Source organism: Bacillus cereus group sp. MYBK15-3, from assembly GCF_051916765.1.
GTDB lineage: Bacteria > Bacillota > Bacilli > Bacillales > Bacillaceae_G > Bacillus_A > Bacillus_A cereus.
Genome location: NZ_JBQAHG010000003.1, coordinates 111,315 through 131,488, shown reverse-complemented (window position 1 = coordinate 131,488; position 20,174 = coordinate 111,315). Strand labels below are relative to the sequence as shown.

Below are 20,174 nucleotides of genomic sequence, written 5' to 3'. Positions count from 1 at the left end.
TATTCATAAATAAAACGATAGATTCATAACAGGTCATATCACGATTCCATCTTTAACACTATAATTATAGCGTTAAAGTTAAAAATATACAATATAAAATTTAAACTACGCATATGTCAGCTTGTAACTATCCATAATAATCCATATAAAACATAACAAGGAGTAAGCGAACAAATGGGGTCTTTTAATAAATGGATTCGTGGTGAAAAATCTTTTTCTACCCAAGAGCAAGCTAATCACACATTAAATAAATCTATCTCTTCTTCCCTTTCCCTTAATTTAAAGCACTTGTCCAAACTGTTTAGCGGTATTCCAGAATTAATAACACGCACTTTTCCATTAAAAAACGGACAGGAAGCTGCACTTATATATATGGAAGGACTTGTAGACAAAACTGTTATTAACGTAAACATTCTTCGTCCTCTCTTATTTAAAGAGTGGAATGAAGACGATTTTTGGGAAGCCTCTGTTTCTATCGGAAATATTAAAAAAGTTCAACAGTGGACAGACATTGAACAATCTCTTTTACACGGCAAAAGTATTTTATTTATAAACGGGCAACTATCCGCTTTAGAGCTTGATACGCAAGCGGCACCAAAAAGGAGCATTGAAGAACCTACAACAGAGAGCTCCATAAAAAGCTCACACGAAGGATTTAATGAGGTAGCGAGCGACAGCCTTGCACTTATTCGTCGATATATTCCAAATCGCGAATTGAAAGTGAAGGAATTCACTGTTGGTGAACGAGCTACTTCAAAGGTTTTTTTGCTTTATCTAGCAGATGTTGCGAACGAAAATGTCGTAAAAGAAATGGCATCCCGTATCGAGTCAGTAAAAGTTGATGCGATTCTTACTACTGGTGAATTAGAAGGATTTGTTGAAGATAATTCCTTTACTCTCTTTCCGCAATTATCAATAACTGAACGTCCTGACACAACAGCACATCATATTCTAGATGGGCGAATTGCCGTTATTGTAGATCGCTCACCAGGCGTATTAATAGGACCTATGACCTTTTCATTCTTTTTTCAGACGATAGATGATTACAGCTTCAGACCTATGATTCCATCTTTTATACGACTCCTTCGTTTCACTGGACTATTTATTGCAATATTTGCTCCTGCTCTTTATATTGCTATGATTTCCTTTCATTATGAAGTAATTCCACTTAAATTATTGTTAACAATTGGAGAATCTCGAGCCAAAATTCCTTTTCCGCCTATATTAGAAGCACTTTTGATGGAATTAGTACTTGAAATGCTACGCGAAGCTGCAGTTCGACTTCCCGGTCCCGTCGGACAAACAATTGGCGTCGTAGGAGGGATTGTCATTGGACAAGCTGCAGTTCAAGCAGGAATCGTAAGTAATGTTATGGTTATCGTCGTATCTATTACCGCAGTCGCTTCTTTTATCATTCCCAATCTGGAAATGTCAGCAGGAGTTCGGATTCTTCGCTTTCCAATGATGATAATCGCTTCTTTATTCGGAGTCATTGGAATTATGGTTGGAATGTCAGTTATCATCATCCATATTCTTTCTATGGACTCACTTGGTGTTCCTTACGGTAGTCCTTTTTCTCCATCATTTGCTACGGATTTAAAAGACGTTCTTGTGCGTTTGCCATGGAAACTAATGAAGAAACGACCACTATCCCTTAACTTAAAACAAGAAAATCGACAACCGGATATAGAAGAAAAGGAGGAAGATAAGTGACAAAGCGTGTAAAGAGGGAGATTAGTTTATTTCAATACATTTTAACGATTAGTGGTGTTCAAGTAGGATTCGGTGTACTTACACTGCCACGTGAAGTGGCCCAAGGGGCGAATACAGATGGCTGGATGTCTATTATTATAGGATGCGCTATCACTACTTTAGTCAGTCTATGTATTGTAAAAATCATGGAGAAGCATCCTGGTTACCATTTACTTGATGTGCTAACTCGTTATCTTGGAAAATGGTTAGGAAGAGTAGGAATGATTTTTTGGATTTTATATGCTGTTCTTGCAGCGGTTTCTTTAATTTTTTCCCTCTTATACGTTATTCACATTTGGATTTTGCCTAGATCTCCAATGTTTTTAATCATGATGCTATTATCTATTCCAATGGTAATGCTCGCATGTAAAGGTGTTCTTATTATTAGCCGCTATGCTGTTTTTACTGTCTTATTTACACTCTGGATGCCATTACTATTATTTATCCCACTTAAAGATGGGCATTGGATCTATCTTCTTCCTCTCCTTAAAGAGGGATGGATACCAGTTTTCAACACAGTAAAATCAACTATTATTGCCTTTCTCGGATTTGAGTTTGCATTCGTCCTTTATCCTTACCTCAGTAATAAATCATCTGCAAAAAAAGGGATTGTTATTGCAAATATGATTACTTTATTCGTTTACCTGCAAGTGACGTTCGTTTCTTTCCTTTATTTTAGCCCAGATGGTATAACTAAGTTTTTATGGCCTACCCTTTCTCTCGTTACACCATTTCACTTCTCATTTCTTGAGCGATTTGAAATTATCTTTTTGTCATTTTATCTCTTTATTATTTTTGATTCTTGCATTCCTTATATTTTTACTGCTTCAGATGGAATCAATCAATTACTTAACAAAAAAAGGAGTTCATTACCTATTTATGGTTTATTATTCGGGTGTATCTTCATCTTATTCTTTTATATCCCTTCCTCTTACCAAATAAGTGCGTTGCGAGAATTTTGGGGAACTGCAAGTTATTTTATCGTTTTTCTATTCCCGGTCGTATTTCTCTTATACATGACACTTTATCAGCATTGGAAAAGGAGAAGAGTTTAAATGAGGCGCTTTATTCATTTCACTATACTTTACTTTCTCATAACCTTTTTAACAGGCTGTGGAGATCGACTCGACTTAGAAAAACAATCGATTTCATTAATTTACGGCTTTGATGCAAAAGCAAAAGGAAAATTAATTGTGTACCACGTAAATCCTATTTTTAATGAAGACGTAGAAAAAAAGTACGAAACACATGAAGCTAAAGTACGTACACCTCGAGAAGCAAAAGCAACGTTTAATAGTTCAAGTGGCGGTTTAGTATCTACAGAAAAGTTACAGCTCATTTTATTTAGCACAAATTTTTTAAAACAAGAAGGGGCTATGCCTTACCTTGATGTTTGGTATCGTGATCCTAAAAACACTGGAAACATGCGCATGGTTGCAGTAGACGGTCCAATTTCTTCAGTTATATATAATAACTTTAAAGATAAGCCTGCCCTTCCCGAGTATTTAACAGATTTAATTAATACGAACAAACTGTACAATCGGACCGTTTTTACGACATTCCATGAATTTCACAGGCAAACGTTTAATAAAGGTATAACACCTGCTATTTCAGAAATAAAAAAAGGTAAAAAGGATGTTATCGTTACTGGTTCCGCGCTATTAACTTCTCGCGGAATTTATAAAATGTCATTAAATCGTTATGAAAGCGCCCTTCTTCTTTTGTTACAAAAGAAAGCGAATACACCGGTTTCGCTTACATTGAAAATCCCTTCTACTTCAGTTGAAAGTAATAGTGATTTAAAAGATACCGATGGCGGCGATTTCGTAACAATAAATGTTCTTAGCATGGATCGTGATATCCATACAGATTATAGCGATAACCACTTCAAATTTCATGTTAAAATGGATTTGAAAATTGCTGTCTCTGAACTTACATTCAATATGGATATAGACAAAGATAGAAAGAAATTAACTTCTCTTATTACAAAACAACTAAACAAAGATTTGAACAATTTAATCCACAACATTCAAAAACAGCAACTTGATCCATTCGGATTTGGTGATTATGCGAGAGCGTTTCAATATAAAGAATGGAAACAAGTCGAAGATGATTGGCCGAGTGCCTTTTCAAAAGCTAATGTGAAAGTGGCACCAACTATTAAAATTTTAGAAAATGGGATTATTAAATAGAAAAAACACGCTACTTGTTCTTATATGAATAAGTAGCGTGTTTTCATTTCCATTACAAGTATTATTTCAATGGACTATACTTTATTTCTATTTCTAACATTACTATGTTTTTTAGCATATACAAAATATATGAAAACCCCTATTATAATCCATGCCACAAAACTAATTAAAGTAAGCTTAGAAAGGTTCAATGCCAAATATATACAACTTACTATTGAAACGATAGGTAAAAAAGGTACTAGAGGGGCACGGAATGGCCTCTTCATATTAGGATGTGTCTTTCTTAATACAATGACAGCTATAGATACAAACACAAATGCTGTTATCGTTCCCATATTCACTAAATTAGCTAATAAATTCAAATCCACTAATCCCGCTAATAAAGCTGCTAGTATACCTGTAACCCACGTACTAAAAAATGGAGTTTGTAAACGTTTATGGACACTTGAAAGTCTTTTTGGTAACAGTCCATCTCGACTCATCGAGTAAGATACACGAACAAATGCAAACATAGCTACTAACAGAACTGTTGTTAGCCCTGCTATCGCTCCCACCGATAACAACCCAGCAATTCTATCTTCTCCTACAGTGCGCAACGCATATGCAACCGGATCAGCAACATTTAATTCCATAAACGGAACCATTCCAGTTAGCACGAATGAAACACCTACATATAGAACGGTACAAATGAACAAGGAAACAAGTAGCCCAATTGGCACGTTACGTTGTGGACGCTTCACTTCCTCTGCGGCTGTTGCAACTGCATCAAATCCTAAAAAAGCAAAAAATACAGTAGCAGCGCCCCCTACAACACCGTGAAAACCAAACGGTAGAAATGGTTGCCAATTCTCTGGTCTTACATATTGTGTCCCTACAACAATAAATCCTACAATAACAGCCAGTTTAATAATAACCATTATATTATTAATTCGTGCACTTTCTTTTGCACCACGGCTTAATAAAAATGTAACAACTAAAATAATAAGAACTGCTGGTAAATCAATGATTCCACCCTTCCCCATTCCTGGTGCCGAAGCAAAAACCGTAGGAATGTGAATATTAAAACCTAGTAGCAATGACTGAAAATATGCTGACCAGCCTGCTGCAACCGCAGAAGTCGCTAATAAATACTCCAGCATAACACACCAGCCAACTATAAATGCAAAAATCTCACCTAGTGTCATATATGTATATGAATATACACTTCCCGAAACTGGAACTGTAGATGCAAATTCAGCATAACAGAAAGCTACACATGCACATATAATTGCCGCTAATACAAAAGATAATACAATCGCCGGACCAGCATGTTTCGCTGCTACAATACCAGTTAATACGAAAATACCTGTACCAATAATTGCTCCAATACCTAAAAGAGTTAAATCAATCGCTCCTAAAGTTTGATTCAATACTTTTTTCTTTTCTTCATCCATTGCTTTCTTTATGAAAAGACTCATTCTTTGAAACCTCTTTTTCAAGTTTATCTCTTACTTGTTACATTCTTTATTACTGTTCTATTTTAAAAATAAAAATATACATAGTTCACTTCCCCTATAGACTTAGTAACCCGTCTCAATAAAAACAGAAAAATCAATCTCTTTATACCGTATTGAATTTTCAAAATATTAACCATACCAAAAAACCATTAAGAATGCTGATTGAATTTATCATACAATTAATTATATTGTCAATAATAAATCACTCAAAAATAATCGGCTGATTATGTATCAAATGTTATTTTTATACATAATTATTTTCTCAAAAACATTGTTGTTTTCCACCTTAATATTCATATGCATTTTATTACATTGATTTTCATACAATTTTCATTACATACAATGTAATGAAAATCATAATAACCTCAAATGAATTATTATTCAAAAATAATAATTCACTTGAGGTTATTTCACCATTTTAATACTAACAAAAAAGTGCAGATTTTCATCTGCACTTTTTTTATTCTTCCACTTCAGCTTCTGCACTACTATTTTCAAGATGCTCCTTCTGAGCTTCCTCTTGCAACTCTGCTGAAATCATCCCATAATAAAGTTCCGGATATAACCCAAATATTTGATATACACTTCCTAAAAACGGCATCAGAATCCCTCTTTTCTAAAGTTGTATTGCCACTTTTAAGGATTCCCTTTTCATTCACTATACATTCGTTTTTGGCGTTTCTTCTTCATCTTGAATACTTAATAAATTTTGCCATTTTTTATACGGAGCGCTATTTGGATCTACATATCCTTTCGCATGCGAGCGATCCCACAATTGTTTAATAAACATTTCTTTCTCTTTCTTTGCAACCATATCAGCACCTGTGCCGTAATAGTTCTGGAAATACAACTCGATTTCATCAAGGAATAGTCTTAATAATTCATCTGATGTTTCTTCTAACGTCGGATCATACTTCGCTTCACGGTCATACATTAAAATCATGTCTAAAAGATTGTGGACATGTTCTTTTCTAAGCCATCTTACATCTTGGGCTCCTAATACGAACGGATGTGTATATAAATGTCCACCTTGTATCATCGCCTTTTCTTGCTCTTCTTCAAATCGTGACAAGATGTTTTCATAAATAAACGGATTATGAAGCAATGCTCTGTGTAATTTATAACTTTCGCTTGAAATATTTTTTCCCATCGACTGAATTAAAAAGCTACGTCCCACACCGTTATATTGATACACAAACTGTCCATCAACAGCAACTAAACTAATCCAGCGATACATATATGCGTATAGTAATGCACGATTACATTTATCATAATCTAATTTTGTTTGAGTCGCGTTTAAATCTGGCATAAAGGCTGGTAAGTGCCAATACTTATCTAAATGCGGCGTTAAACTAGATTTTTTACTATTTAATTTGTTTACACGGCGATAATACGATTGGAAATAGTCACCTTTATCATTCATAAATCCGTTTGAAATATGTCCTGATGATAATTTAGGAAAGTCCTGCAGCGATAAGCCGTAATGCGCTCGATAACAGATCACTTCAAATGGCGAAAAGGCTTCATGTACTGTATCTTTTTCTTTAAACATTTCTTGAATTAATTCCTCTTGCAGCTCTTTCTTTAAAGAAGGATGTATACCCCAATATTGTAATTCCCTATGATGAGCAACTTTCGGAATGAACGGACTTGCTAAATGGAACAGGTCTTCAATTTTTTCACGCACGTATTCATCGCGATCACGTTTCTTATAATCTGCTTCTTTTCGCAACGCTTCAATAATATTCAATTCTAATTTATCACGATAGCGTACTTGCAGTTCGTCATAACAATAGCTCAGTATATGTTCGCGATAGAAATCCTCTACCTTTTTCGACTGAATCTCTTCTGTTTTCGCATCACGACAATATTCCCCGTACAAACTCATATAAATTTCCGCTGATATATCTTTCGGCAGTACACCTAAATTTAAATGTTGCTGCATATCTTGCCATATCTTTTCTTGCAGCTGTTCCTCAGCTAATACATATACATTCGTCGGGTTTGTTTTTCCTTCAAATTCCTTACTGCGCTTTTGGATTTCAAATAATAAATTTTCATGTGTTTCATGTAAATTATCAAAAAACCTTTCCCAATATTGAATCATTTTATTAACTGCTTGATATAGCGATTGATATACAAGTTCTAATAGCATTTCTTTTCGATATTCATTTAATTTGTGTACATATTGCGTTACGATGTCTTCAAATTCTCTTTTGAATAAACGTTGCTGATTATTAATCATTTTTCCAAACCAGCCTTGTTGTTGAGCAATTTCTACTCGGCGTACAGCCGTTACCGTGCCATCGATATTACCTACATTAAATTTTTTATCGTAGTTTTGAATTACATTACGCTTTTGTTCATTATTTTCATGTAATCGATTCATTTTTTCCACTAACTGTTTTCGAATTTCATATAACATAAAACGTGCTGCTACTGGATGAACTGGATCTGTTTTCTTTAAAAACCATGTATTTAATTGATAGGACTGCCCTTCAGAACCACTTGGTGAAAAGCGGTCTGATTCAATCATGTCATATAAAAGTGTCGTTACATGTTCATGTACACGGCTCGGAATCGCATATGCATATAAGCGAACCGCATGATCCACTCTTGCCACTTCACCTTTCATTTGTTCCATCATTTTCAGTTTCGCAGCTGAAATTTTACACTCATGTTGCAAACGATTTAATTCCTCATCTTTTTGCACCGTTCGTTGTACATAACTTTCTACAGCTTCTAAAAACAGTTTTGATTTCGCAACTCCGAGCTTACCACCCTCTGCTCCTTCACGTGTTTCATTGTACATTTGTCTATAGAAAATATGAGCTTGCTCTGGACGGGTAGCAAGATGTTCCAAGTCCTCTAAATAACTTTTACCTCTCTCCGGCTTTTCACGCTGCATCCCACGTTTTACATCTTGGTCATATCTTTGCTTCTTCTCTTGAAACAGTTGATCTAAATGAAGCCACGATTCATCTAAACCTTGCACAGCCCATTTTAAAGCACAATATTTTAACACATGCTCATACGGATAAATGAGTTTTGCCGTTCCTGCCCCGCAATATCGTCCTTTTCCGCTTGATTCTGCTAATTGCTGAATTTGATTGTCTTCTTGTGCAAAATGACTTGTGGACATCGGGCTAAATAACTGTAAATAAATTGTATTTGCCATCTGTTCCATATAATCTGATAAATTGTGTAAATGGTGTCCATGTAGGTTTTCATAATCGTATAAGAAACAATAATTGTACGGTAAATGATGTTGTTTAATTGTATGATTCGTTCTTCCGTCTTCATCTACTTGATCAGGGCGATACTCTAATTCAATTGTTACACCGCCGCGTTTTGATAATTCTCCAGTAGAACCGAGCGTAATAGCATGTAATTCTTTTAACGATGCATAGCCGTTCGCTTGCACCGTTTCAAACTCTTTCGCACTAACTGTTCTCGTCTTTACTAAAACATCCGGCATTAAAAATGCACCGCGTATTAAAATGTTATGATGCTGCAATTTCTTCCGAAGCATTTCACGTAAATATAATGCAATTTGCAGAAACATCCCCGAACCTGTTCCGCCTGCTAGTGATGTTACTATAATGACACGCACACCATATTCTGTTTGATCACTTGTAACCGGAAAAATTTTCTCAATTTCTTGCCAAAAGGACGTTAATTTATCTTCTTTCATCGCAGCACGTAACGCTAAACGTGAAATGACGCGTAACTGTCCTGCTCCTTCTGTTAATGGTTTATCAAGTATAGTCGGATCCATCGGAAACCACTCTGGGATTGTTGGATCTCCTGCAATATACTCCCTGGGCGTTTTACTAGAACTCGTTTGTGTCTTAAACTTTCGAATATGATCAAATTTACTCAATGTATTCACATCTGTATCAAATACATGCATTGCTACCTTTTTCCGGCGCTCTTCAGGTAATTTTTCATATATTTGATGCGTCACAGTACTACCGATTCCACCTAAACCAATTAATATTGTTGGAACTTGTAATGTCATGTGAACCACCTTCCTATTCTTGCTTGTTTGAAAAAAGGGAAAGAGAATCCATACTCCATCCCCTTCTTTTCCCTATCTACTATTCACATTCGTACTTGTAAATCTCCTTACCATATCCTCTATCAATTAGTAAAAGTTCATTTGGATATAGTGTCTTATGTTCCAGTCCTACTTCATCTTTTGTTATAAACATCCCATCAATAATCATTCCAACTACTTGTGATTCTTTCGCTACAAAGACAGATTTCGAACCTTTCTTCGCTATAAACGTAACGGATTGCACTGTTTTTCTTTCTGCTCTAAATGGGATACCAAAATAATGGTTCCACCATTTATTTCGAAGTAATTCTGGTTCAGATTGATATAGCCAATCTTTCGCTACCTCTTGATCCCATTCATAATACAGTAGTGCTTTCCGGTGAAATCTTGGCCGAACAATCCATCCTAAAACAATGATTCCTACTACTAGTAGTAATAAAGTGATAGGAATGACAAACTTAAAAATAAGCGCATATTTTTCATAAAACGGAGCATCTTGAATATGGAATGTTATGTTTTTCTTTACTTCTTGTAACTTTGAATCCTGCATTACGATGGTAGCTTCTACGGTGCCGGTATCTGTAAAATTAAATGTGTCGGAGTAATAAGGACGAGGATAAACATAGATTTGATTTCCATGTTGCTTTATTTCATAGTTGATTGATTGTTTAGATGTGACACCAGTAGATTTTAATAGTTTCTTTACAGCCTCTTCTGTCATCGGCTTACCATCTAACTGTGGTTGTATAATAAACGGTTTACTATTCTCTAAATTTGTTACTTTTTCTTCATAATCTTTCGTAATCGTTTGTAGTGATAATTTTGGTTTTTCCGTTACTTCGATTTTAAATTCTTTCGTCTGTCTGTAAAATCCCTTTATGTTCATATGAACTTTCCCGCGTACTAACCCTTTACCAAGCTTCGTTTCGTAATAAAACACATGCCTTTTATCGTCCCACTTCATCGGGTACTGTTTTCCTTCTATTTCTAATTCTGCCTGAAAGTAAGAAGACTGAACTGGCAACTCCGTAGGCTTTGCTTCAATAACAGCAGTAACACCTTCATACATTTTCTCTACATTTTTTTGACTACTATCATCTTTGGCATAAGTAGAAACCGTATAATTAAGCGCTGGTTCAACTAGTACTTGTAGTCCTTCTTTCTCAATGTCCTGGTCCACTTCTATCGTATAAGTTCCTGGTTTAATAACTTCCTCATTTTCCGTACTTATATGAACTATATTTCCGAACAATTTTGCTTCTCCTGGTGCATGTATGGAAAAAGAAGATTGCAATTGTAATGGTTTAGAAATTTGTGTGACCTGATAATCGGGCAGAGAAGGCGATTGTCGTACAAGCGTCATACGCTTTAACGGAAACGGTGTTGTAATCTCTACTCTTTTCCCCACTACTTTCGTTTTTACAATCGATTCAACAGAGGAGAATGGATCACGATTTGCAACTAATGCTGCCACTTGATTTACACTTTTTACAATGCCATCTTCTCCGCTTGACGGCATCGTAACACCATTTATCTCTTTCTTCCATATTTCCTTGAACGTATTTAGTTGTTCTTTTTCTTGTTGTCCTAAATCTTCTTCCATCGTAATTAAGACTGGATGTAACGATATCTTTTTTGCATCCATTTCTTTCTTAAACTGGGCTAATTTCCGCAAAATTTGTTCTTTTCCGCCAACCTTATCTTTCTCTAAATCATTAAATGCCCCGTCAGTTAATACAATAAGCCAAAATTCACGTTTTCCATCTATATCTGCTTCCTTTTTTATAGATTGCATCGCCGTTTCTACCGCGCTAAATGGAGTATTTAAATACGTTTTCCATGCTCCAATTCCCTCAATTTCTGTTTGCCTTTTATCCTTCGTTAACGAAATGTTTAATGGCTCATTCGGCTTACTCATTGGAACGTAAGAAAATTTATCTTTTTCATCCAATAGCGCAACTAAACTTTGCAAAGCATAATTGGCATATTTCCAGCGATCGTTATTTCTCATGCTGCCCGAATCGTCATATACAAGTGAAACGACCCTTTCCTTTGCCTCCTCTCCTTTTGCAAAAGCTGATAAAGGTAAACATATAAATAGAAACAACATGAACGTGGCACAAATTCGGATTTTCATGATGAGGCTTCGCCACCTTTGTAGACAAATTCCTATGTTTAAATTTATGAGAGGAAACAAGATATATGACTTGTATTTTAGGACAACGAACCCAGCATAATTTTATTATGTAAACAGTTATAAGAACTGAATATTATTCCTTCTAGCGTTTTCTATCCCATACTATAAGTAAAAAATTCTGTTTTAAGCTCCACACTTAAAACAGAATTTTCCTACTTTTTATTTTAAAAACACATAACAAAAAGTTTGATTTTTGACTTAACACATCACTTCTATTGTAAATCCACCAGGTGCTTCAACGTAAAACGTATACGCATGGGCATGCTTAGGAGGCTCGACCAAAAATCCATCTTCCTTCAATCTTCGATTTATCTTATCTACTTGTTCTTCACTTTCTTGTGGAAATCCTACATGAAATGTTTTTGGATACTGAACTTCTTTTCCTTTCATTAAAGTTAGTATAAATCCATCATTATCACGCATAACTGCAAAGGCATTCCCTCTTGTTCCACTACAAATTAGACCAAAATACTTCTCTAAAAACTCTCTAGCTGCTGTTACATCTGTAACTGTTAAATTAAGATGTTTAATTCCCAATCCTTCACCTTCTTTCTCAATTTTCTAACATTTTATCATACAAATAAAAAACACGCCTTCCACAGCGTGTTTCATTGCTTTACATACACTTCAACAATCGGATTCTCTTTATTATCCGCATGCAAGCGTATATTCTCTTCACTTGTATTATAAATACTAGCTAATAACATTATCGTTAACACATTAGGTGTCTTCGCATCACTTCCGTATTTTCTCTCAAGCGCTTCCTTATATTCAAAATCTAAATCCCCCTGCACATATGTATACACTTCAAAACCATCTTCTAAATTGCAAACTACTGTATCAATAATATCTGTCCCTACTTGCTTCTTCATTTCCTCTCGTAACGCTTCAATAAAATCTTCCCATGGTACTTCGTATGTCTGAAACTGATCTGTAGATTTCATGCCTTTTCCTCCTTATATATCCTCTTCTTATATTTCCCCTTTCCTATAACAATTATGATAGATAGGGCATTCGTACAAGCCGCACTTGTCCCCCTTACATATCGTATTACTGTAATGCGGAAGGAGGAAAGAATATGCATAGACAAAAATGTTATGATACATGCCAACGTTATTTCGGAAAAGTTGTTCGGATTGAAGACCGTGATGGCCGTATACATTTAGGTAAAATAATCGATGTGACACAAAACTCTGTATGGATCGAACCGGTGCAACAGCGCTCATCTTTTGATTCAGGGTTCGGATACTACGACGCTTATGCAAACGGTGGTTGTGACCTTTGTGGAGGCCTTAGCAGGTGTGATAGTTGTGGATTCGGATGCGGTGGTGGATTCAGCAGCTGCGGATGTGGTGGTCGTGGTTGTAGTAGTTGTGGTTGCGGCGGCTGGGGAGGCGGCGGTTGTGGCTGGGGTGTTGAACTCGGATTTGGTTTCATCTTCGGAATTACATTAGCTGCATTATTTTTCATTTAACATAGTAAAGAGTTGGCTACCTTTAGCCAACTCTTTTTCTTTATTTTTCACATATAAAAATACGATGCCCTAAAATGTGTTGGTACATAAGCCGTACATTTTCATGCTGTGCCCACGCCTCATATAACTCATTCGGAATATGTGAGGATACATTCCATTCTGGCTCTTCTACATAGCCAGAGATTGTTTCTGCAATCGTGCCACCACCCGCAATTGTAATTCTTTTAAAATTTGCTTTCTGAAATAATTGTACCCACTCCTTCTCAGTTAACAGTTCTTTCATGCCATATAATTGGGCGATTTTTTCTTCCTCACCCTTATCAATGTGCCTATCAATAATCATTTCAATGACAACAAGCTTACCGTCCTGCTGTAATACACGATAACACTCCGAGATAACCCTTTCTTTGTCTGTAAAAGCGATGATTGATTCTCCAAGTACGAACTCAAATGAGTTATTCAAACACGGTAAATTCTCTACATTTCCTTCAATTAATTGTATATCTAACCCTTCAAACAACCATCTATCTTTTGCCTTTTGAATCATAATTTCATTCTTTTCAACCGTTGTTACTTTATAGCCAAATTCCCTCGTCATATACGCCGCTGTTTTCCCCGTACCGCAACCTATCTCAAGGACATTCGCTCCATATTTAAAAGGCAGTTGTGCTAACAATTGTTTTGTTAACGTAAAGCCACCAGGATGAGCACTTCCTATTCCGTAATAAGCTAGGAAATCGATGTATGTGTTTCGTTTCATGGGATTCTCCCTTTTTTATTTTATATATTCGAGCACGGAAGAAAAGTGCATAGAAAAAAGGGCGTATTGTACGCCCCTCATCTTACTTATCCTCTGTAATATATGCCCATTTATAGCTGTAGTCTCCACCAACTGGATGGTGAACAATACCTTTTACTTTCTGTCTTTGAACGATAGCATCACCACGTTGATATAATGGTGCAATTACAGCATCATCAAGTAATATTTTCTCAGCTTTTAGTAAGCTATCCCAACGTTCTTTCGTTTTCGTTAATAGCTCGCCTTTACCTTTTTCTACAATTTCATCATATTTTGGATTTGAATATCCAGTTTGGTTATGAGGACCATTTGTAACGAACATATCAATGAATGTCATTGGATCTAAGTAGTCAGGGCCCCAACCAGCGTAAGATAAATCATAATCTAAATCTGATTCTAATTTTAATTTTTGTTTAAACGGTTGATTTTTCAAGTTCACTGTTAACCCTGGTAAGTTTTTCTCAAGTTCTCCTTTTAAGAATTCTCCTACTTTCTTCGCATTATCGCTATCGTAGTTTAATAGCTCAATCGTTACTTGCTCTTTTCCAAGTTCTTTTTTCGCTTTTTCCCAATGCTCTTTTGCTTTTTTCACATCTGTTTTTAAAATATCTCCATTTTCTTTACGGAAGTCTTTTCCATCTGGACTCTTAGCAAATTCTTTTGGTACTAAGTAATCTGCTGGTGTAGATCCGTCATTTAAAATAACGTTCGTTAAGCCTTTTTTATCATATGCCTTTGCAATCGCTAAACGTAAATCTTTGTTCTTTAATACTGTATCTTGCCCACCACGTTTTTGGTTTAAACGTAAGAAGAACGTTGATGGTGTTTTTTGTGTATAAAAGTCTGGATTTGATTTATATTTGTCAACCATTTCAGATGTAAGTCCCGCACGATCGATTTGTCCGCTTTCATATAAGTTTACACGTGTACCGCTATCTTTTACTACGTTAAAGTTGATTTCATCTAACTTAACTGTTTTATTATCCCAATATTGTGCATTTTTCTTTAATTTCCATCCTTCTTCATGTTTCCAGTCTGTTAATGTAAATGGTCCGTTGTATAACGTTGTATCTGCTTCTAAACCGAATTTTTCACCTTTTTCTTTTACGAATTTTTCATTTAACGGATAGAATGTTCCGAATGAAGTTAATTCTACAAAGTAAGGAACTGGATTTTCTAATTCTACCTCTAATGTGTAATCATCTACAGCTTTTACACCTAACGTATCAAGTGGTGCTTTCCCATCATTAATTGCTTTTGCGTTCTTTAAATCAAACATAATGTATGCATATTCCGCTGCTGTATTTTTATCTACCGCACGTTTCCAAGCAAACACGAAATCCTTCGCCGTTACAGGGTCTCCATTTGACCATTTTGCATTTTTATTTAATGTAAATGTATACTTTTTACCATCATCACTCTTTTTATATGATTCAGCAACCCCTGGAGCTGCCTTATTATCTTTATCAAGTCGATATAAACCTTCCATTACGTTATTTAAAGCAAGAAACGATACTTGGTCTGTCGCTTTCGAAGAATCCATAGATGGAATTTCTTGGGCTTCTGTTAGATTCAATACTTGCTTAGCTGCTAATTTTCCACCTTCTTTTTCACCGCTTTTTGGTGTTGTGCTTGCCTTCTCTTTATCTCCTGATCCAGAGCAAGCTGTTAATGCCATACTCATTACTAAAACTGGTGCTACGACCGCTGTCAATTTTTTCATCTTTTTTCTCTTCATTTTTTGTACCCTCCCCAATTATATGTACGATATTAACATTTAGAATTTCTCTACTAACTTTTGTTATCAGAAAATTCTTATTAATTAATATTCTACTATTTTTTAAGATTTTGTAAAGTATTTTTGTAAATTTTCTAAATATTTATTTTTTTATTATAGTAACTTGTTGTTTTAACTACTATATGAATTATCCCCCGTCTACTATATGTAAACATCCCTCCCCTTATTCCACTCTATTACTACGTTCTATATTTTTCTTATTAGCATGAGGTCTCTTACTATCATCTGTCTTACTACTTACTGACCTCTCTAAATCCCTCCGATAGAACCTTCCTAATTACCTACCCGATTCTCAATAGGCTAACGAGATTTATTCCCTTATACATACTAAAAAGCATTTCAAAAGCAGCTCAGCCACTTTTGAAATGCTTTCACTTTATTTTTTTCCGCCATCCTCAGTTACATACGCCCACTTAAAGCTATATTCTGGACTGATGTTATGTTTCACAATTCCTTTTACATTCGGTTTCATTACATACGATCTTCCTGTTTGATATAAAGGAACTAACCCTGCATCTTCTTCAAGGAATAATTTTTCAGCTTTCCCTAACGTTTCCCAGCGTTTTTTCGCATCACTCATTAATTCATTACCTGCTTTTCCTACCATTTCATCGTATTTTGGATTTGAATAACTCATTTGGTTGTACGGGCTCTTCGATTCAAACATATCAATAAATGTCATTGGATCCGCATAGTCTGGACTCCAACCTGCATAAGAAATTTCATAATCTTGCGCAGTTTCTAATTTTAATTTTTGTTTGAACGGCTGAATTTTCGTATTAATCGTTACACCTTTTAAATTTTTCTCAATTTGATCTTTTACATAGTCAGCAATCTTTTTCGCAGTTCCATCATCATAGCTTAGCAATTCAATTGTAACTTGATCTTTTCCAAGTTCTTTTTTCGCTTCTTCCCACGCTGCTGCTCCTTTTTTCGGATTATATTTCAGACCATTTTTAAATGTATCTTGATAATCTTTACCATCTGGCCCTGTCGCAAGTCCTTTTGGAACCAATTGATCTGTTGCTTTTGATCCATTATTTAAAATTACATTCGCCAATCCTTTTTTATCAACTGATAATGCAATTGCTTCACGAAGTTTTTTGCTCTTTAAAGGCGTATCTTGTCCGTTACGTTTTTGATTTAAACGTAAGAAGAATGTACTTGATTCCGCATACTCACCATATTCTTCTTTGTTCGATTTATATTTATCTACAAACTCTCCTGATAGTAATGTAAAATCAATTGATCCTGTATCATATAAGTTTACTTTCGTTGCAACCTCTTTTACTACACTATAGTTAATTTCTTCTAATTTCACAGTCTTTTTATCCCAGTACTTATCATTTTTCTTTAGCTGCCAACCTTGTTCATGTTTCCATGAAGACATAACGAATGGACCGTTATACACAGTTGTATCTGCTTCTAAACCGTACTTATCACCTTTTTCTTTTACGAATTTTTCATTTAATGGATAGTATGATGGGAATGCTAATAAATTTAAGAAATACGGTACCGGTTTTTCTAATTCTACTTCTAGCGTGTAATCATCTACCGCCTTCGCTCCTAATTCAGTTACAGGTTTTTCTCCTTTATTAATCGCTTCTGCATTTTTAATATAGTAAGCAATAAATGCATATTCTGCTGCAGTATTCTTATCAAGTAAGCGCTTCCACGCAAAAACGAAATCTTTCGCTGTTACAGGATCACCATTTGACCATTTTGCATCTTTTCGCAGTTTAAACGTATACTTTTTACCATCTTCACTTTTCGTACTAGACTCTGCCGCAGCAGGAATTGGCTTATTATCTTTATCAAGGCGATATAGGCCTTCCATCGTGTTCCCTAAAATTTGCGAACCTAATGTATCAGTAGATTTAGAAGTATCCATCGTCGGAATTTCTTGGTTTTCCGTACGATTTAATACTTGTTTCGCTGCATATTTAATATCAGATTTTTTTTCTTCCCCACTATTTGATGTAGTAGTCGTTTTCTTTTCCCCACCTGCCCCAGAACATGCTGTCAATGCAACACTCATCGCTAAGACTGGTACTACAACTGCCGTTAACTTTTTCAGCTTTTTTCTCTTCATTTTTATACCCTCCCTAATTATATGTACATTACCAATCCTTGAGAGACCCCTTACTAAAGATTCGTTTTTCAGAAAATTACAACTAATGTTATTCTACTCTTTTTTTCGTATTTGTAAATAGTTTAATTTTAAATATTCTGATTTTTTTAATTTAGTATGATTTATCCCCCATCTACTATATGTACATACTATACACCTTATTCTCTTCTATTTAACCACACTAAAAATTAGTATTTTAAGCTCACAAAAAAAGCATTTAAAAGTAGCTAAGCCACTTTTAAATGCTTTTTCAACTCTATTATTTTTCAGTCACATATGCCCACTTAAAGCTAAATTCTGGACTGATATTATGTTTTACTACTCCCTTTACATTTGGTTGTAAAACATAAGAATCTCCTCGTTGATATAAAGGTACAATCGCTACATCTTCTTCAAGTAATGTTTTTTCAGCTTTTCCTAACTCTTCCCAACGTTTTTTCGCATCGCTCATTAATTCCGTTCCAGCTTTTTTCACCATGCCGTCATATTTAGGGTCAGAGAAGCTCATTTGGTTATGAGAATGTCCAGTCTCAAACATATCTAAGAACGTCATTGGATCTGCATAATCCGGATTCCATCCGCCATACGAAATATCATATTGTTGTTCAGTTTCTAATTTTAGTTTTTGCTTAAATGGTTGAAGTTTAATGTTAACTGTTACACCTTTTAAGTTTTTCTCAATCTGATCTTTAATATATTCGCCAACTTTTTTCGCATTACCAGTATCGTAGTTTAAGAATTCAATTGTAACTTGGTCTTTACCTAGCTCTTTTTTCGCTTCTTCCCAAGCTGCAGCAGCTTTTTTAGCATTTGGTTTTAAACCATTTTTAAACGTTTCTTGGAAGTCTTTACCGTCTGGTCCAGTTGCTAAACCTTTTGGTACTAAGAAGTCAGCTTCTTTTGATCCATCATTTAAAATTACGTTTGCTAAATTCTTTTTATCAACTGATAGTGCAATTGCTTCACGTAACTTTTTACTCTTTAATGGTGTATCTTGTCCATCACGTTTTTGGTTCATACGAATGAAATACGTACTCACTTGTGAATATGTTCCGAATTCATCTTTCTTATTTCTGTATTTATCTACGAACTCTCCAGTTAATAAAGCAAAGTCAACTTGACCGCTATCATATAAATTGATAAGAGTTGCTGGTTCTTTAACAACACTGAAGTTAACTTCTTCAAGTTTTACAGTCTTTTTATCCCAATATTGATCATTTTTCTTTAATTGCCATCCTTGTTCATGCTTCCAATCTTTAAGAACGAACGGTCCATTATAAACTGTTGTATCAGACTCTATACCGAACTTCTCGCCCTTTTCTTTAACGAACTTTTCGTTTAATGGATAATATGATGGGAATGCTACTAAGTTTAAGAAGTACGGTACTGCTTGCTCTAACTCAACTTCAAGCGTAAGATCATCTACTGCTTTTACTCCTAATTCAGTTACAGGTTTTTCTCCTTTATTTACTACTTCTGCATTTTTAATCGGGAATGCGATAAATGCATACTCAGCAGCTGTTTTTGGATCTAATAGACGTTGCCAAGCATATACGAAATCTTTCGCCGTTACTGGATCTCCATTTGACCATTTTGCATCTTTACGTAGTTTAAATGTATATTTTTTACCATCTTCACTTTTCGTGCTAGATTCTGCTGCAGCTGGAATAGGCTTATTATCTTTATCAAGACGATATAATCCTTCCATCGTATTCCCTAGCATTTGTGAAGATACTGTATCTGTTGATTTAGAAGAATCCATCGTTGGAATCTCTTGGTTTACTGTTCGATTCAACACTTGTTTTGCCGCTAATTTTCCCTCTGACTTGCTATCTCCACTTGAATTTGTGCTTGTCTTCTTATCTCCACCTGATGTAGAACATGCTGTTAACGCCATGCTCATTGCTAAAACCGGTGCTACAACTGCTGTTAGTTTTTTCATTTGTTTCTTTTTCATTTTGTACCCTCCCTAATTCTTAACGATAGCTATTAAAGAATTTTCTGATAATTCTGTTTTTCTCTATATATTTATCAGACGATTCTTACTAATTCTTATTCTACTAATTTTTTAATTTTTGTAAAGTATTATTATTGAAAATTTTTAAAAAATTATTTTTTTTACAGTAATATTCATAAAAATTCCATATGTTGTTCAAACCTTATTTTGCATTCATACACATTCGTTGTTTTAATCACTTCGATCTCATTTACCGCTTGAATACTTGTTAATTATTTCTAATAAATAATGCATATATGTAAAAACATCTTTTCTACA

General features: G+C 35.0%; 14 protein-coding genes. 4 read left to right on the top strand and 10 right to left on the bottom strand.

Going from position 1 to position 20,174, the window contains the following annotated elements:
* Positions 1–174 precede the first annotated feature (174 nt).
* Genes ACTFR8_RS14825 through gerSC form a run of 3 tightly spaced genes read left to right on the top strand, consistent with a single transcriptional unit; the run spans position 175 to position 3,944 of the window.
* A complete protein-coding gene (locus ACTFR8_RS14825) occupies positions 175–1,713 on the top strand; it encodes a spore germination protein (RefSeq protein WP_252209659.1) in 1,539 nt (512 codons plus the stop codon).
* Complete coding sequence (locus ACTFR8_RS14820; RefSeq protein ID WP_000167067.1) at positions 1,710–2,807, top strand: endospore germination permease; 1,098 nt, start codon at positions 1,710–1,712, stop codon at positions 2,805–2,807. The genes ACTFR8_RS14825 and ACTFR8_RS14820 overlap by 4 nt, the downstream gene beginning before the upstream one ends.
* Entirely contained in the window at positions 2,808–3,944 is a 1,137-nt protein-coding gene (gerSC, locus tag ACTFR8_RS14815; protein ID WP_098300463.1) for a spore germination protein GerSC, read from the top strand. It abuts the gene before it with no gap.
* 74 nt (positions 3,945–4,018) lie between these two features.
* On the opposite strand, the gene ACTFR8_RS14810 is transcribed toward gerSC, so the two are convergent.
* The 6 genes from ACTFR8_RS14810 to ACTFR8_RS14785 form a co-directional block, all read right to left on the bottom strand.
* Positions 4,019–5,401: an APC family permease gene (locus ACTFR8_RS14810; protein ID WP_044584747.1), complete on the bottom strand. Its 1,383-nt coding sequence runs from the start codon at positions 5,399–5,401 to the stop codon at positions 4,019–4,021.
* Positions 5,402–5,900: 499 nt separating this feature from the next.
* The gene (locus ACTFR8_RS14805) at positions 5,901–6,041 is read right to left on the bottom strand and encodes a hypothetical protein (protein WP_001116193.1); all 141 of its coding nucleotides are present in this window, start codon (positions 6,039–6,041) and stop codon (positions 5,901–5,903) included.
* A gap of 57 nt (positions 6,042–6,098) precedes the next feature.
* Positions 6,099–9,461 (bottom strand): tubulin-like doman-containing protein, encoded by a 3,363-nt coding sequence (locus ACTFR8_RS14800; RefSeq protein ID WP_252209660.1) that lies wholly within the window; start codon positions 9,459–9,461, stop codon positions 6,099–6,101.
* A gap of 79 nt (positions 9,462–9,540) precedes the next feature.
* The gene (locus ACTFR8_RS14795) at positions 9,541–11,637 is read right to left on the bottom strand and encodes a vWA domain-containing protein (protein ID WP_221825965.1); all 2,097 of its coding nucleotides are present in this window, start codon (positions 11,635–11,637) and stop codon (positions 9,541–9,543) included.
* A 258-nt stretch (positions 11,638–11,895) separates the two neighbouring features.
* Positions 11,896–12,234, bottom strand: coding sequence for a VOC family protein (locus ACTFR8_RS14790; protein ID WP_000511519.1), 339 nt, complete (start codon positions 12,232–12,234; stop codon positions 11,896–11,898).
* 71 nt (positions 12,235–12,305) lie between these two features.
* A complete protein-coding gene (locus ACTFR8_RS14785) occupies positions 12,306–12,641 on the bottom strand; it encodes a hypothetical protein (protein WP_000842888.1) in 336 nt (111 codons plus the stop codon).
* Between the two features lie 134 nt (positions 12,642–12,775).
* Here ACTFR8_RS14785 and ACTFR8_RS14780 point away from each other — a divergent pair, with 134 nt between their 5' ends.
* Positions 12,776–13,171 carry a hypothetical protein gene (locus ACTFR8_RS14780; RefSeq protein WP_000554977.1) on the top strand — a complete coding sequence of 132 codons (396 nt, stop codon included), beginning with the start codon at positions 12,776–12,778 and terminating at the stop codon, positions 13,169–13,171.
* 40 nt (positions 13,172–13,211) lie between these two features.
* Here the strand turns inward: ACTFR8_RS14780 and ACTFR8_RS14775 are convergent, their stop codons facing one another.
* The 4 genes from ACTFR8_RS14775 to ACTFR8_RS14760 all read right to left on the bottom strand — a co-directional run bounded on the left by ACTFR8_RS14775 (position 13,212) and on the right by ACTFR8_RS14760 (position 19,856).
* The gene (locus ACTFR8_RS14775; protein WP_065703484.1) at positions 13,212–13,931 is read right to left on the bottom strand and encodes a class I SAM-dependent methyltransferase; all 720 of its coding nucleotides are present in this window, start codon (positions 13,929–13,931) and stop codon (positions 13,212–13,214) included.
* Between the two features lie 82 nt (positions 13,932–14,013).
* On the bottom strand, positions 14,014–15,708 hold the full coding sequence (locus ACTFR8_RS14770; protein WP_000823439.1) for a peptide ABC transporter substrate-binding protein: 1,695 nt from the start codon (positions 15,706–15,708) through the stop codon (positions 14,014–14,016).
* Between the two features lie 436 nt (positions 15,709–16,144).
* Positions 16,145–17,860: a peptide ABC transporter substrate-binding protein gene (locus ACTFR8_RS14765; protein WP_000823428.1), complete on the bottom strand. Its 1,716-nt coding sequence runs from the start codon at positions 17,858–17,860 to the stop codon at positions 16,145–16,147.
* A 298-nt stretch (positions 17,861–18,158) separates the two neighbouring features.
* Positions 18,159–19,856 carry a peptide ABC transporter substrate-binding protein gene (locus tag ACTFR8_RS14760; RefSeq protein WP_058839934.1) on the bottom strand — a complete coding sequence of 566 codons (1,698 nt, stop codon included), beginning with the start codon at positions 19,854–19,856 and terminating at the stop codon, positions 18,159–18,161.
* Between the last annotated feature and the right edge of the window lie 318 nt (positions 19,857–20,174).

What these genes read in the sequence shown, in the direction of transcription:
- ACTFR8_RS14825 (WP_252209659.1), top strand. Translation starts at nt 175, where the DNA reads ATGGGGTCTTTTAATAAATGGATTCGTGGTGAAAAATCTTTTTCTACC.
- gerSC (WP_098300463.1), top strand. Translation starts at nt 2,808, where the DNA reads ATGAGGCGCTTTATTCATTTCACTATACTTTACTTTCTCATAACCTTT.
- ACTFR8_RS14810 (WP_044584747.1), bottom strand. Translation starts at nt 5,401, where the DNA reads ATGAGTCTTTTCATAAAGAAAGCAATGGATGAAGAAAAGAAAAAAGTA.
- ACTFR8_RS14805 (WP_001116193.1), bottom strand. Translation starts at nt 6,041, where the DNA reads ATGCCGTTTTTAGGAAGTGTATATCAAATATTTGGGTTATATCCGGAA.
- ACTFR8_RS14800 (WP_252209660.1), bottom strand. Translation starts at nt 9,461, where the DNA reads ATGACATTACAAGTTCCAACAATATTAATTGGTTTAGGTGGAATCGGT.
- ACTFR8_RS14795 (WP_221825965.1), bottom strand. Translation starts at nt 11,637, where the DNA reads ATGAAAATCCGAATTTGTGCCACGTTCATGTTGTTTCTATTTATATGT.
- ACTFR8_RS14785 (WP_000842888.1), bottom strand. Translation starts at nt 12,641, where the DNA reads ATGAAATCTACAGATCAGTTTCAGACATACGAAGTACCATGGGAAGAT.
- ACTFR8_RS14780 (WP_000554977.1), top strand. Translation starts at nt 12,776, where the DNA reads ATGCATAGACAAAAATGTTATGATACATGCCAACGTTATTTCGGAAAA.
- ACTFR8_RS14775 (WP_065703484.1), bottom strand. Translation starts at nt 13,931, where the DNA reads ATGAAACGAAACACATACATCGATTTCCTAGCTTATTACGGAATAGGA.
- ACTFR8_RS14770 (WP_000823439.1), bottom strand. Translation starts at nt 15,708, where the DNA reads ATGAAGAGAAAAAAGATGAAAAAATTGACAGCGGTCGTAGCACCAGTT.
- ACTFR8_RS14765 (WP_000823428.1), bottom strand. Translation starts at nt 17,860, where the DNA reads ATGAAGAGAAAAAAGCTGAAAAAGTTAACGGCAGTTGTAGTACCAGTC.
- ACTFR8_RS14760 (WP_058839934.1), bottom strand. Translation starts at nt 19,856, where the DNA reads ATGAAAAAGAAACAAATGAAAAAACTAACAGCAGTTGTAGCACCGGTT.